Origin of the sequence: Pseudomonas sp. R19M, assembly GCF_050312585.1 — a bacterium.
GTDB lineage: Bacteria > Pseudomonadota > Gammaproteobacteria > Pseudomonadales > Pseudomonadaceae > Aquipseudomonas > Aquipseudomonas palleroniana.
The window spans coordinates 1-13,831 of record NZ_JBNPJV010000024.1 but is presented as its reverse complement, the minus strand read 5'-3'; the positions used below and the strand labels follow the sequence as shown (position 1 = coordinate 13,831).

Sequence of the window (13,831 nt, the reverse complement as noted above, 5' to 3'; positions counted from 1 at the left end):
ACAGGGGTCAGTTGCGGACCCAGCGTTGGCGCCAGATCAGTTGTTCGTTCTTGGTCTGGAAGGTCCAGGCGACGAAACGGCTTTGTTTCTGCCCCTGGGACATCTCCACCACCTGGCTTTCCAGCGCGCCGGCCTTTTTCAGTGCCGTCTCGATCGCGGGCAGGTTCGACGCTTTTGACACCAGGGTGCTGAACCACAACACCTTGTGGGCAAAATGCGCGCTCTCGGCAATCAGCTGCGTCACAAAGCGTGCTTCACCGCCTTCACACCACAACTCGGCCGATTGGCCACCGAAATTCAATACCGGCAACTTGCGCTTGGGATCCGCCTTGCCCAAGGCACGCCACTTGCGTTCGCTGCCCTTGGTGGCTTCCTCCATGGACCCATGGAACGGTGGGTTGCACATCGTCAGGTCAAAGCGCTCGCCCGGTTCCAGCAAGCCCAGCAGGATCTGCTTGGGATTGGGTTGCTGGCGCAGTTGAATGACTTTGCCCAGGTCGTTGGACTGCACGATGGCCTTGGCTGCGGCAACGGCGACAGGGTCGACGTCCGAGCCCAGGAAGTTCCAGCGGTACTCCATGTAGCCAATCAGGGGGTAGACGCAGTTGGCGCCCATGCCGACGTCCAGCACCTTGACGATAGAACCGCGCGGGATCTTGCCGTCATTGGTGCTGGCCAGCAGGTCGGCGAGGAAGTGCACGTAGTCGGCGCGCCCAGGCACCGGTGGGCACAGGTAGTCGGCGGGGATGTCCCAGTGCTGGATGCCATAGAAGGCCTTGAGCAGCGCCCGGTTGAAGACCCGCACCGCCTCCGGGCTGGCGAAGTCGATGCTTTCCTTGCCGTACGGGTTGATGATCACGAACTTCGCCAGTTCCGGCGTGGTCTTGATCAGCGCCGGGAAGTCGTAACGGCCTGTGTGGCGGTTGCGCGGGTGCAGGGTGGCCTCTTTGCGCGGCACGACGGGTTTGGCCGTGGCTGCGGTTTTAGGCTTCTTGCGCGGAGGTTTTGGCGTACTGGGGGCGGTCATGATGATTCTGGTGTTGGCTCAAAGTGGCGAGCATTGTCACACATCCCGAGGTGATCTCGGGCAAATGTGGGAGAGGGCAGGCCCCCCTCCACCTTGATTGTATTGCCAGCCTGGAATTGGGGAGTTCCAGGCAAAAAAAAGAGACCCGAAGGTCTCCTTTTTCACACAGGTTCCGCCTTACAGGCTGGAAATCCGCGCATGCTGCTCCGCCAGCTTGCCCAAGGCCTGTTCAGCCTCGGCGAGCTTGGCGCGCTCCTTGTCGATCACTTCAGCCGGCGCCTTGTCGACAAAAGCTGCATTGGACAACTTGCCGCCCACACGCTGCACTTCGCCTTGCAGGCGGGCGATTTCCTTGTCCAGGCGCGCCAGTTCGGCGCCCTTGTCGATCAGGCCGGCCATCGGCACCAGCACTTCCATGTCGCCGACCAGTGCGGTGGCGGACAGCGGTGCTTCGGCGCCATCAGCCAAGACAGTGATGGACTCCAGCTTCGCCAGCTTCTTGAGCAGTGCATCGTTCTCGCTGAGGCGACGCTGGTCTTCGGCGCTGGCGTTCTTGACGAATACCGCCAGTGGCTTGCCCGGCCCGATGTTCATCTCGGCGCGGATGTTGCGCGTGCCGAGCATCAGGGTCTTGAGCCATTCGATATCGCTTTCGGCCGCCTCATCGATGCGCGCTTCGTTGGCCACCGGCCAAGGTTGCAGCATGATGGTCTTGCCTTCGATACCGGCCAGCGGCGCCAGGCGCTGCCAGATTTCTTCGGTGATGAACGGCATGAACGGATGCGCCAGGCGCAGTGCCACTTCGAGCACGCGCACCAGGGTGCGACGGGTGCCACGCTGGCGTTCGATCGGCGCGTTCTCGTCCCACAGCACGGGCTTGGACAGCTCCAGGTACCAGTCGCAATACTGGTTCCAGATGAACTCGTACAAGGCCTGTGCGGCCAGGTCGAAACGGAACTGGTCAAGTTGGCGGGTGACTTCGGCTTCGGTACGTTGCAACTGCGAGATGATCCAGCGGTCGGCCAGGCTCAGCTCGTAGGCTTCGCCGTTCTGGCCGCAGTCTTCGCCTTTATCCAGCACGTAGCGCGCCGCGTTCCAGATCTTGTTGCAGAAGTTGCGATAGCCTTCGACGCGGCCCATGTCGAACTTGATGTCGCGACCGGTGGACGCCAGCGAGCAGAAGGTGAAGCGCAGGGCATCGGTGCCGTAGCTGGCGATGCCGTCGGCAAACTCGTCGCGGGTCTGCTTCTCGATCTTCTTCGCCAGCTTCGGCTGCATCAGGCCCGAGGTGCGTTTCTGCACCAGGGTTTCCAGGTCGATGCCGTCGATGATGTCCAGCGGGTCCAGCACGTTGCCCTTGGACTTGGACATCTTCTGGCCCTGGCCATCACGCACCAGCCCGTGCACGTACACGGTCTTGAATGGTACCTGCGGCGTGCCATCTTCGTTCTTCACCAGGTGCATGGTCAGCATGATCATCCGGGCGACCCAGAAGAAAATGATGTCAAAGCCGGTGACCAGCACGTCGGTAGAGTGGAATTTCTTGAGGAATTCGGTCTGCTGCGGCCAGCCCAGGGTAGAGAAGGTCCACAGGCCCGAACTGAACCAGGTGTCCAGTACGTCGTTGTCCTGTTGCAGCGCAATGTCGGCACCGAGGTTGTGCTTGGCACGGACTTCGGCTTCATCGCGGCCTACATAGACCTTGCCCGATTCGTCGTACCAGGCCGGAATGCGGTGGCCCCACCACAGTTGACGGCTGATGCACCAGTCCTGGATGTCGCGCATCCACGAGAAGTACATGTTTTCGTACTGCTTGGGCACGAACTGGATGCGGCCATCTTCCACGGCGGCGATCGCAGGTTCTGCCAGCGGTTTGGTGGACACGTACCACTGGTCGGTCAGCCACGGCTCGATCACGGTGCCGGAGCGGTCGCCCTTCGGCACTTTCAGGCCGTGGTCGTCAACGCTGACCAACAGGCCGGCGGCGTCGAAGGCGGCGACGATCTGCTTGCGTGCTTCGAAACGGTCTAGGCCGACGTATTCAGCCGGGATCTTGCCGTCAATGCTGTCGTTCAGCGTACCGTCCAGGTTGAAGACCTGGCAGGCCGGCAAGACGGCGGCATTTTTGTCGAAGATGTTCAGCAGCGGCAGGTTGTGGCGCTTGCCGACTTCGTAGTCATTGAAGTCGTGGGCCGGGGTGATTTTCACGCAGCCGGTGCCGAATTCTGGGTCGCAGTAGTCGTCCGCGATAATCGGGATGCGACGGCCGACCAGCGGCAGTTCGACGAACTTGCCGATCAGCGCCTGGTAGCGCTCATCGTTCGGGTTGACGGCTACGGCGGCGTCGCCGAGCATGGTTTCCGGACGGGTGGTCGCGACGATCAGGTAATCGTTGCCTTCAGCAGTCTTGGCGCCATCGGCCAGCGGGTACTTGAGGTTCCACAGGAAACCTTTCTCGTCGTGGTTTTCCACTTCGAGGTCGGAAATCGCCGTGTGCAGCTTGGTGTCCCAGTTGACCAGGCGCTTGCCGCGGTAGATCAGGCCGTCTTCATGCAGGCGCACAAAGGCTTCCTTCACCGCTTCCGACAGGCCATCGTCCATGGTGAAGCGCTCGCGGCTCCAGTCTACGGACGAGCCGAGGCGACGGATCTGACGACTGATATTGCCGCCGGACTGGTCTTTCCATTCCCAGACTTTCTCGAGGAATTTCTCGCGGCCCAGGTCGTGACGGTTCTGGCCGGTGGCCTCGAGTTGGCGTTCCACCAGCATCTGGGTGGCGATACCGGCGTGGTCGGTGCCCGGCTGCCACAGGGTGTCGCGACCCTGCATACGGCGGAAACGGATCAACGCATCCATGATCGCATTGTTGAAGCCATGGCCCATGTGCAGGCTGCCAGTGACGTTCGGTGGCGGAATCATGATGGTGTAGGAATCGCCCGCGCCTTGCGGGGCGAAATAATTCTCGGATTCCCAGGTGTTGTACCAGGAAGTTTCGATGGCGTGCGGCTGGTAGGTCTTATCCATGCGCGGCGGGACCCTAGTTGGCATTAATTCAGGAAAGCCGGCAAGTATAACGGGGGATAGGGCGCAGGGCGAGGCGAAGACGGGCTTGAGGTGTATGGGGGGCAAATGTGGGAGCGGCCTTGCCCCCGATAGCAGTGGACCAGCCAGTTCAGGGGTAGCTGATACCCCGCTATCGGGAGCAAGCCCCCTCCCACAGAGGATCTTTGTTTGATTTAAGACTGGTACTGGCTGAGCAACCGCTCCATCCGCGCATCCAGCCGGCGCTTGATCTCGGTTTCGATGTGCGGGGCAAAGTCGTCGATCACGTCCTGCATGATCAGTTGCGCGGCGGCGCGCAGTTCGTTGTCCAGGTGCAGCAGCAGGGCGTCTTGGCCTTTTTCGGCGGGGGCCGGCTCGACGGCGGGCGCCTGCGCAACCGGTTCCGGTGCGACGGGTTTGCCGCCGACCATGTCGAACAGCAGCGGAATCTGTACCTCGCCTTCGACCGTCTCGGTCAGCAGCGGCGGTTGCAAGTCATCATCACCCAGCAACTTGCGGATCGACTCCAGGTCGTCCAGCAGGTGGTCGTCTTTTTTTAAAGGGTTGGAAGTGTCCATCATTTACTCAAAGTCGTTGTAGCCGGTGATCTTGCAGAGGATAGCCCTGTTCGCGGTAGAAACGGAAACTCTCCCGCGCGGCCTGACGAATAGCCGGATCTTCCACCACCACTTCTGCCACGCGGGCGAACGCCTTGGCAAAGGGCGGTACTTTCAGGTCGAGGTTGACCAGCAGGTCATGGTGATCGCCGCAGCTGTCGCCCAATCCCAGGACGACCAGTCCGTCGGGTTCGGATTCGGCGGGGCCGTGAGGCACGAAGCTTTCACCCTTGAAGCGCCACAGGCGGGCATCGAGCTCGTCACGTTGGGCGGCATCGCTGCAGTGCAGGTAGATGCGATGGCCCATGCGCCAGGCCTTTTCGGTGAGTTTGCAGGCAAAGTCCAGGCGCGCGAGCGGGTCGGCGCTGGGCAATATATAGAAGTCGACTTGGGTCATTACGGTTCCTGAACGGCCTCAACCGGGATAAAAGCGAGCGTATTGTGGCGAGCAAGCTTGCTTGCGCCGGGGCGCGAAGCGGCCCCAGAAAAGCTGGGGACTACTGCGCAGTCCAGCGGGAGCAAGCTCCCTCGCCACGACATTCTCGCTCCTACAGGGTTAGGCCTTGGCGCGATCCAGCAGGTACTGGGTCAGCAGTGGAACCGGACGACCAGTGGCGCCCTTGTCCTTGCCGCCGCTGGTCCAGGCCGTGCCGGCGATGTCCAGGTGCGCCCAGTTGAAGTTCTTGGCGAAGCGCGACAGGAAGCAGGCCGCGGTGATGGTGCCGGCTTTCGGGCCGCCGATGTTGGCGATATCGGCAAACGGGCTATCCAGCTGTTCCTGGTACTCATCGAACAGCGGCAATTGCCAGGCGCGGTCGTCGGCGGCTTTACCGGCGATGAGCAGTTGCTCGATCAGCTCGTCGTTGTTGCCCAACAGGCCCGAGGTGTGGGAACCCAGGGCGACGACGCAGGCACCGGTGAGGGTGGCGATGTCGATCACGGCCTGCGGCTTGAAGCGTTCGGCGTAGGTGAGGGCATCGCACAGCACCAGGCGGCCTTCGGCGTCGGTGTTGAGGATTTCGACGGTCTGGCCGCTCAGGGTGGTGACGATGTCGCCTGGGCGCGAAGCACCGCCGCTCGGCATGTTCTCGGCACAGGCCAGGATGCACACCAGGTTGATCGGCAGTTTCAGCTCCAGCACGGCACGCAGGGTACCGAAGACGCTGGCGGCGCCGCCCATGTCGTACTTCATCTCATCCATGCCCAGGCCCGGCTTGAGGCTGATGCCGCCGGTGTCGAAGGTGATGCCTTTACCCACCAGGGCGTAAGGCTTCTCGGACTTCTTGCCGCCGTTGTATTGCATCACGATCAGGCGTGGCGGCTGGTCGCTGCCCTGGCCCACGGCATAGAACGAGCCCATGCCCAGTTCCTTGATCTTCTTCTCGTCGAGCACTTCGACTTTCAAGCCCTTGAACTCTTTACCCAGCGCCTTGGCCTGTTCGCCGAGGAAGGTCGGATGGCAGATGTTCGGCGGCAGGTTGCCGAGGTCGCGGGTGAACGACATGCCATTGGCGATGGCCTGGGCGTGGGTCACGGCGCGCTGGACTTCAGCCTGGGCGGCCTTGATGGTCAGCAGGGTGATTTTTTTCAGGGCGCGGGGTTCGGCTTTCTGGGTCTTGAACTGGTCGAAGATGTAACCGCCGTCGACCAGGGTTTCGGCCAGCAGGCGCGTCTTGCCGTAGCTGTCGCGGCCTTTTACGACGATTTCATCGAGTGCCACCGTCGCTTCGCTACCGCCCAGGCCCTTGAGGGTGCTGAGGATGCCGCTGATGATCTTGCGGAACGGACGGTCGCCCAGTTCGGCGTCCTTGCCCACGCCAACCAGCAAGACGCGCTCGGCTTTGAGGTTGGGCAGGCTTTGCAGCAGCAGGCTCTGGCCGACTTTGCCGGCCAGGTCGCCGCGCTTGAGCACGGCGCTGATGGCGCCACCGCTCAATTCGTCCAGCTGCTTGGCGGCGGTGCCGAGTTTGCGGCCTTCGCCGACAGCGACCACGAGGGTGGCGGTTTTCAACGTTTCGGGGCTAACGCTTTTTACAACCAATTCCATTTTCGGGTCCCTTATCAAGGTCTGTGAGCCTGAGGTTTGTACGCAGGCTTTAACGCCTGGCGGCTTGGTAAACTGCCAGCGGCAAAGGCCGCAGTTTGAACCTCGCCGACGGAACCTGACAACCCTTGCCACATGCTTTGTGCACGCGCATGAGTAAGCTCCGTGACAGGCGCGGTCAATCACAGGATAATGCGCAATCTTTTTAGCCGGCCCGTGCAAACGGGTCGACTCGTTATGCTTGCTTGTTTGGCCGCCTTAGCCTGACAACCCTGGAGTGTCTGGTTTGATCGTCTTCCGTTATCTGTCCCGCGAAGTCCTGTTGACCCTGAGTGCCGTAAGTGCGGTATTGCTGGTCATCACCATGAGTGGTCGTTTCGTCAAATTCCTGGCCCAGGCCGCTTCCGGGGCTCTGGACCCGGGCTCGCTGTTCCTGATCATGGGCTTTCGCCTGCCGGGCTTCCTGCAGTTGATCCTGCCGCTTGGCCTGTTCCTGGGCATTCTGCTGGCCTATGGCCGGTTGTACCTCGAAAGTGAAATGACCGTGCTTTCGGCCACCGGCATGAGCCAGCAGCGTCTGCTGGCCATGACCATGGTGCCGGCCGCCGGCGTTGCCTTGGTGGTGGCATGGTTGAGCATGAGTCTGGCGCCCCAGGGCGCCATGCAGTTCCAGCTGCTGCTGAACAAACAGGATGCGATGACCGAGTTCGACACCCTGGAGCCCGGGCGCTTCCAGGCGCTCAACGACGGCACGCGGGTGACCTATACCGAAACCATGACCGATGACCGCTCCAACCTCGGTGGTGTGTTCATTTCCCAGAAAAACTTCGGCCAGAACCAGAAAGACCGCGGCATTTCGATTCTGGTGGCCAATAGCGGGCGCCAGGAAGTACGCCCTGACGGCAGCCGCTACCTGATCCTGGAAAATGGCTATCGTTATGACGGCAGCCCTGGCCTCGCGGACTATCGGGCGATCAAGTACGACACTTATGGTGTGATGCTGGCCAAGCCTGAAATCAGTGAAGAGGTAACCGACCGCGACGCGCTCCCGACTGCCTCGTTGTTCGGCAGCCAGGAACTGCGCTCCATCGCCGAGTTGCAATGGCGGATTTCCCTGCCGCTGCTGGTGTTCATCGTGACCTTGATGGCCGTGCCGCTGTCCCGGGTCAACCCGCGCCAGGGCCGTTTCCTCAAGCTGCTGCCGGCGATCCTGCTGTACATGGCCTACCTGACCATCCTGATTTCCGCCCGTGGCTCCCTGGAGAAGGGCAGGTTGTCGCCGGCCCTGGGCCTGTGGTGGGTGCATGGGATATTCCTGGCGATCGGCCTGGGGCTGCTCTACTGGGAACCTATCCGTTTGAAAATGAAGAGCCGTCGTGGCCTGAAGGAGTTGGCCCGTGGCTAAGCTTGATCGCTATATAGGTAGCAGCGTACTGATCGCCATCCTGGCGGTGTTGGGCATCATCCTTGGCCTGGCCTCGTTGTTCGCTTTCATCGACGAAGTCGGCAATGTCACTGACACCTATACCGTCACGGACGTATTGAGCTTCGTCGCATTGACCGCGCCTCGTCGTGTCTACGACATGATGCCGATGGCGGCGCTGATCGGCTGCCTGATCGGCCTCGGCAGCCTGGCCAGCAGCAGCGAACTGACCATCATGCGTGCCGCCGGTGTGTCCATCGGGCGTATCGTCTGGGCGGTGATGAAGCCCATGCTCCTGCTGATGGCCTGCAGCGTGCTCGTCGGTGAATACGTAGCGCCACCTGCCGAAGCCACGGCCCAGGCCAATCGCGCCCTGGCCCAGGGGTCGGGGGATGCGCAAAGCGCCAAGCACGGTCTGTGGCACCGCCAGGGTGACGAGTTCATCCATATCAACGCCGTGCAGCCGGGCGGCCTGTTGATCGGGGTAACCCGCTATACGTTCGACAAAGAGCGGCACATGCTGACTTCCAGCTTTGCCAAGCGTGCGCAGTACAGTGCCGAGAAGTGGGAGTTGAGTGATGTCACCACCACCTATTTCCGCAATGTGGGCCAAGGCACCAACGCCAGCACCGAAGTGATCAACGTGGCCTCCGAGCCATGGGACATCGCCCTGAAGCCGGAACTGCTCAATACCGTGGTGATGGTCCCGGAAGCCCTGCCGATCTCCGGTTTGTGGAGCTATATCCACTACCTCAAGGACCAGGGCCTGAATAACGGCCGCTACTGGCTGGCGTTCTGGGTCAAGGTGCTGCAACCGGTGGTCACCGCTGCGTTGGTCTTGATGGCGATTTCCTTCATCTTCGGTCCGCTGCGTTCCGTGACCCTCGGCCAGCGGGTATTCACCGGCGTGCTGGTGGGCTTCACGTTCCGTATCGCCCAGGATCTGCTTGGCCCATCGAGCCTGGTGTTTGGTTTTTCTCCGCTGTTTGCGGTGCTGGTGCCGACGGCGATCTGCGCCGTGGCCGGGTTGTGGCTGCTGCGCCGGGCCGGTTGATACTGCGCTTATGAACAAAAAATGCCCCGGTCGAGAGATCGGGGCATTTTTGTTCTGGTCAGCAAAGATGACGTCTGGCCTGAGCATCAGGTACAATTCCCGGCTATTTTTCAGCGGGCAATCTGCCTGCAGCCTTTTTGAGTGTTGACCCGTGAGTGATTTGAGTCATATCCGCAATTTCTCCATCATCGCCCACATTGACCATGGCAAGTCGACGCTGGCCGATCGATTCATCCAGATGTGCGGCGGCCTCGCCGAGCGTGAAATGGAAGCCCAGGTACTGGATTCCATGGACCTCGAGCGCGAGCGCGGGATCACCATCAAGGCCCACAGCGTTACTTTGTACTACAAGGCCAAAGACGGCATTACCTACCAGCTGAACTTCATCGACACCCCAGGCCACGTCGATTTCACCTACGAAGTCAGCCGTTCCCTGGCGGCCTGCGAAGGTGCCTTGCTGGTGGTTGACGCCGGCCAGGGCGTTGAAGCGCAGTCGGTTGCCAACTGCTACACCGCGATCGAGCAGGGCCTGGAAGTCATGCCCGTGCTGAACAAGATCGACTTGCCCCAGGCCGAGCCTGAGCGCGTCAAGGAAGAGATCGAGAAGATCATCGGCATCGATGCCACCGACGCCGTCACCTGCAGCGCCAAGACCGGCCTGGGTGTCGACGAAGTGCTCGAGCGCCTGGTGCACACCATTCCCGCCCCGACCGGCAACATCGAAGACCCGCTGCAAGCGTTGATCATCGACTCCTGGTTCGACAACTACCTGGGCGTTGTTTCCCTGGTCCGCGTGCGCCACGGCCGCGTGAAGAAGGGCGACAAGATCCTGGTCAAGTCCACCGGCAAGATCCACCTGGTGGACAGCGTCGGTGTATTCAACCCGAAACACACCGCGACCGCTGATCTGAAAGCTGGTGAAGTAGGTTTCATCATCGCCGGTATCAAGGACATTCACGGTGCGCCAGTGGGCGACACCCTGACCCTGAGCAGCACGCCGGACGTCGACGTACTGCCGGGCTTCAAGCGCATTCAGCCACAGGTCTACGCCGGCCTGTTCCCGGTCAGTTCCGACGACTTCGAAGATTTCCGCGAAGCCCTGCAAAAACTGACCCTCAACGACTCGTCGTTGCAGTACACCCCGGAAAGCTCCGACGCCCTGGGCTTCGGCTTCCGTTGCGGGTTCCTGGGCATGTTGCACATGGAAATCATCCAGGAGCGCCTTGAGCGCGAATACGACCTGGACCTGATCACCACCGCGCCAACGGTTATTTTTGAGCTGTTGCTGAAAACCGGTGAAACGATTTACGTCGATAACCCGTCCAAGCTCCCGGATCTGTCGGCGATCGAAGACATGCGCGAGCCTATCGTGCGGGCCAATATCCTGGTTCCGCAGGAGCACTTGGGCAACGTCATCACCTTGTGCATCGAGAAGCGTGGCGTCCAGCGCGACATGCTGTTCCTCGGTACACAGGTGCAAGTGACCTACGATATGCCGATGAACGAAGTGGTTCTGGACTTCTTCGACCGCCTCAAGTCCACCAGTCGCGGCTATGCTTCGCTGGATTACCATTTCGATCGTTACCAATCGGCTAATCTGGTGAAACTGGATGTGCTGATCAACGGCGACAAGGTAGATGCACTGGCGTTGATCGTGCACAAGGACAACGCGCACTACAAAGGTCGGCAGTTGACCGAGAAGATGAAAGAACTGATTCCGCGCCAGATGTTCGACGTCGCGATCCAGGCCGCCATCGGCGGGCAGATCATTGCGCGGACCTCCGTCAAGGCTCTCAGAAAGAACGTGCTGGCCAAATGCTACGGCGGTGACGTAAGCCGTAAGCGCAAGCTGCTTGAGAAGCAAAAGGCCGGTAAAAAACGCATGAAGCAAGTAGGTAACGTGGAAGTTCCACAAGAAGCCTTCCTTGCGGTGCTCAGGTTGGATAGTTAGGTCCTATGTCGCTAAATTTCCCGCTGTTGCTGGTCATCGCCGTTGCCGTTTGCGGTCTCCTGGCGTTGCTCGATCTGGTGTTCTTCGCCCCGCGTCGGCGGGCGGCTATCGCCTCCTATCAGGGCAGCGTCAGCCAGCCCGATGCGGTGGTGGTCGAAAAGCTGAACAAAGAGCCCCTGCTGGTTGAATACGGCAAGTCGTTCTTCCCGGTACTGTTCATCGTGCTGGTGTTGCGCTCGTTCCTGGTGGAGCCGTTTCAGATCCCGTCTGGGTCGATGAAACCTACCCTGGACGTGGGCGACTTCATCCTGGTGAACAAGTTCTCCTACGGGATTCGCCTGCCGGTGATCGACAAGAAAGTCATCCCGGTGGGTGACCCGCAGCGCGGCGATGTGATGGTGTTCCGCTACCCAAGCGACCCGAACGTCAACTACATCAAGCGTGTCGTGGGCCTGCCGGGCGACGTGATCCGCTACACCAGCGACAAGCGTCTGTTCGTCAACGGTGAATCGGTGGCCGAGAAGCTGCTGGGCACCGAGCCGAACACCCTGGGCAGCGCCGAGCTGTACCAGGAAAAACTCGGTACGGTAGAGCACGAAATCCGCAAGGAAATGAGCCGCTACCGCGCAATGCCTGATGGCCAGTGGAAAGTGCCGGCCGGTCACTACTTCATGATGGGTGACAACCGGGACAACTCCAACGACAGCCGCTACTGGGATGACCCCAGCATTCCCAAGGACCTGCTGGGCATGGTTCCCGACGAGAACATTGTCGGCAAGGCCTTTGCGGTCTGGATGAGTTGGCCGGAACCCAAGCTCAGCCACCTGCCGAACTTCTCGCGGGTCGGGCTGATCAAGTAATACAGACGGCGCTGTTCACACAGCGCCGAATGCTTTTCTGGGGTTGGGACAAACATTGGCCCGGCTTCATGCGACACCAATCAGGATTTGAATTTGAACACTGCGTCAATCGTCGATGGCCGCCGGTGCCACCAACTAGATATGGATAAACCGTGACCGTTTCTCTAAGTCGTCTCGAGCGCCAGCTCGGCTACACCTTCAAGGACCAGGAATTGATGGTCCTTGCCCTCACACACCGCAGCTTTGCAGGGCGTAATAACGAGCGCCTGGAATTCCTCGGTGATGCCATCCTCAATTTCGTTGCCGGTGAGGCGCTGTTCGAGCGTTTCCCTCAAGCCCGCGAAGGCCAGCTGTCACGCCTGCGTGCACGGTTGGTGAAAGGCGAAACCCTGGCGGTACTGGCCCGTGGTTTTGGCCTGGGCGAATACCTGCGCCTGGGTTCCGGTGAATTGAAAAGCGGTGGTTTCCGCCGCGAGTCGATCCTGGCCGATGCCCTTGAGGCGCTGATCGGTGCGATCTACCTCGATGCCGGCATGGAAGCGGCGAAGGAGCGCGTCACTGCCTGGCTGACCTCTGAGATCGAGAGCCTGACGCTGGTCGATACCAACAAAGACCCCAAGACCCGCCTGCAGGAATTCCTGCAGTCGCGCGGTTGCGAACTGCCACGCTACGAAGTGGTGGACATCCAGGGTGAGCCCCATTGCCGCGTATTCTTCGTGGAATGTGAAATCACCTTACTGAACGAAAAAAGCCGAGGCCAGGGTGTGAGCCGTCGTATTGCCGAACAGGTAGCGGCCGCTGCAGCACTGATTGCCCTGGGCGTGGAGAATGGCCATGACTGATTCAACCGCAACACGCTGTGGCTATGTCGCCATCGTTGGACGCCCGAACGTGGGCAAATCCACGTTGCTGAACCACATCCTGGGCCAGAAGCTCGCGATCACCTCGCGCAAGCCGCAGACCACCCGCCACAACATGCTGGGCATCAAGACCGAAGGCAACGTGCAAGCGGTCTACGTCGACACCCCGGGCATGCACAAAGGTGGCGAGAAAGCCCTCAACCGCTACATGAACAAGACGGCGTCGGCCGCGTTGAAAGACGTCGATGTGGTGATCTTCGTGGTTGACCGCACCAAGTGGACCGACGAAGACCAGATGGTTCTGGAGCGCGTGCAGTATGTCACCGGCCCGTTGATCGTCGCCCTGAACAAGACCGACCGCATCGAAGACAAAGCCGAGCTGATGCCGCACCTGAGCTGGCTGCAGGAACAACTGCCGAACGCCCAGATCATCCCGATTTCGGCTCAGCACGGGCACAATCTCGATGCGCTGGAGCGTGTGATCGCCGAGCACCTGCCGGAGAACGAGCACTTCTTCCCGGAAGACCAGATCACCGACCGCAGCAGCCGTTTCCTCGCCGCCGAACTGGTGCGCGAGAAAATCATGCGCCAGATGGGCGCCGAGCTGCCGTACCAGATCACCGTGGAAATCGAAGAGTTCAAGCAGCAGGGCAAGACCCTGCATATCCATGCGCTGATCCTCGTCGAGCGTGACGGCCAGAAGAAAATCATCATTGGCGACAAGGGCGAGCGCATCAAGCGCATCGGCACCGAAGCGCGCAAGGACATGGAGTTGCTGTTTGACTCCAAGATCATGCTCAACCTTTGGGTGAAGGTGAAAGGTGGTTGGTCCGATGATGAGCGCGCACTGCGTTCTCTGGGTTACGGCGACCTTTAAGCAGAACACCGCAGGACTGAAAATGTGGGAGGGGGCTTGCTCCCGATGGCGGTGGGTCAGTTAATACATAAGTGAC

Annotated in this window: 11 protein-coding genes; 6 read left to right on the top strand and 5 right to left on the bottom strand. The window is 60.5% G+C overall.

The annotated features are described in order from the left end of the window. Positions 1–7: 7 nt before the first annotated feature. The 5 genes from rlmF to ACQRBT_RS03905 form a co-directional block, all read right to left on the bottom strand. Positions 8–1,027 (bottom strand): 23S rRNA (adenine(1618)-N(6))-methyltransferase RlmF, encoded by a 1,020-nt coding sequence (rlmF, locus tag ACQRBT_RS03925; RefSeq protein WP_090366569.1) that lies wholly within the window; start codon positions 1,025–1,027, stop codon positions 8–10. A 177-nt stretch (positions 1,028–1,204) separates the two neighbouring features. Continuing rightward, complete coding sequence (locus ACQRBT_RS03920; protein ID WP_090366567.1) at positions 1,205–4,051, bottom strand: valine--tRNA ligase; 2,847 nt, start codon at positions 4,049–4,051, stop codon at positions 1,205–1,207. 212 nt (positions 4,052–4,263) lie between these two features. Continuing rightward, positions 4,264–4,647: a hypothetical protein gene (locus ACQRBT_RS03915; RefSeq protein WP_060754988.1), complete on the bottom strand. Its 384-nt coding sequence runs from the start codon at positions 4,645–4,647 to the stop codon at positions 4,264–4,266. A gap of 7 nt (positions 4,648–4,654) precedes the next feature. Next, a complete protein-coding gene (locus tag ACQRBT_RS03910) occupies positions 4,655–5,083 on the bottom strand; it encodes a DNA polymerase III subunit chi (protein ID WP_060754987.1) in 429 nt (142 codons plus the stop codon). Positions 5,084–5,242: 159 nt separating this feature from the next. After that, positions 5,243–6,733 (bottom strand): leucyl aminopeptidase, encoded by a 1,491-nt coding sequence (locus tag ACQRBT_RS03905; protein WP_412047726.1) that lies wholly within the window; start codon positions 6,731–6,733, stop codon positions 5,243–5,245. A gap of 283 nt (positions 6,734–7,016) precedes the next feature. Between ACQRBT_RS03905 and lptF the strand changes: the two genes are divergently transcribed. The 6 genes from lptF to era all read left to right on the top strand — a co-directional run bounded on the left by lptF (position 7,017) and on the right by era (position 13,755). Continuing rightward, positions 7,017–8,135, top strand: a complete 1,119-nt coding sequence (gene lptF / locus ACQRBT_RS03900; protein ID WP_090366562.1) for an LPS export ABC transporter permease LptF — start codon at positions 7,017–7,019, stop codon at positions 8,133–8,135. Next, positions 8,128–9,207, top strand: coding sequence for an LPS export ABC transporter permease LptG (gene lptG / locus ACQRBT_RS03895; RefSeq protein WP_104995602.1), 1,080 nt, complete (start codon positions 8,128–8,130; stop codon positions 9,205–9,207). Before lptF ends, lptG begins: the two co-directional genes overlap by 8 nt. Positions 9,208–9,358: 151 nt before the next feature. Then, entirely contained in the window at positions 9,359–11,158 is a 1,800-nt protein-coding gene (lepA, locus tag ACQRBT_RS03890) for a translation elongation factor 4 (protein ID WP_090366560.1), read from the top strand. 5 nt (positions 11,159–11,163) lie between these two features. Beyond that, positions 11,164–12,018 carry a signal peptidase I gene (gene lepB, locus ACQRBT_RS03885; RefSeq protein WP_060754982.1) on the top strand — a complete coding sequence of 285 codons (855 nt, stop codon included), beginning with the start codon at positions 11,164–11,166 and terminating at the stop codon, positions 12,016–12,018. 152 nt (positions 12,019–12,170) lie between these two features. Continuing rightward, positions 12,171–12,860, top strand: coding sequence for a ribonuclease III (gene rnc, locus ACQRBT_RS03880; protein WP_033902449.1), 690 nt, complete (start codon positions 12,171–12,173; stop codon positions 12,858–12,860). Beyond that, positions 12,853–13,755, top strand: coding sequence for a GTPase Era (gene era, locus ACQRBT_RS03875; RefSeq protein WP_016978271.1), 903 nt, complete (start codon positions 12,853–12,855; stop codon positions 13,753–13,755). Before rnc ends, era begins: the two co-directional genes overlap by 8 nt. Positions 13,756–13,831 lie beyond the last annotated feature (76 nt).

Coding starts and splice junctions, on each gene's coding strand:
- rlmF (WP_090366569.1), bottom strand. CDS start 1,027: ATGACCGCCCCCAGTACGCCAAAACCTCCGCGCAAGAAGCCTAAAACC.
- ACQRBT_RS03910 (WP_060754987.1), bottom strand. CDS start 5,083: ATGACCCAAGTCGACTTCTATATATTGCCCAGCGCCGACCCGCTCGCG.
- lepB (WP_060754982.1), top strand. CDS start 11,164: ATGTCGCTAAATTTCCCGCTGTTGCTGGTCATCGCCGTTGCCGTTTGC.
- ACQRBT_RS03915 (WP_060754988.1), bottom strand. CDS start 4,647: ATGGACACTTCCAACCCTTTAAAAAAAGACGACCACCTGCTGGACGAC.
- era (WP_016978271.1), top strand. CDS start 12,853: ATGACTGATTCAACCGCAACACGCTGTGGCTATGTCGCCATCGTTGGA.
- ACQRBT_RS03920 (WP_090366567.1), bottom strand. CDS start 4,051: ATGGATAAGACCTACCAGCCGCACGCCATCGAAACTTCCTGGTACAAC.
- ACQRBT_RS03905 (WP_412047726.1), bottom strand. CDS start 6,733: ATGGAATTGGTTGTAAAAAGCGTTAGCCCCGAAACGTTGAAAACCGCC.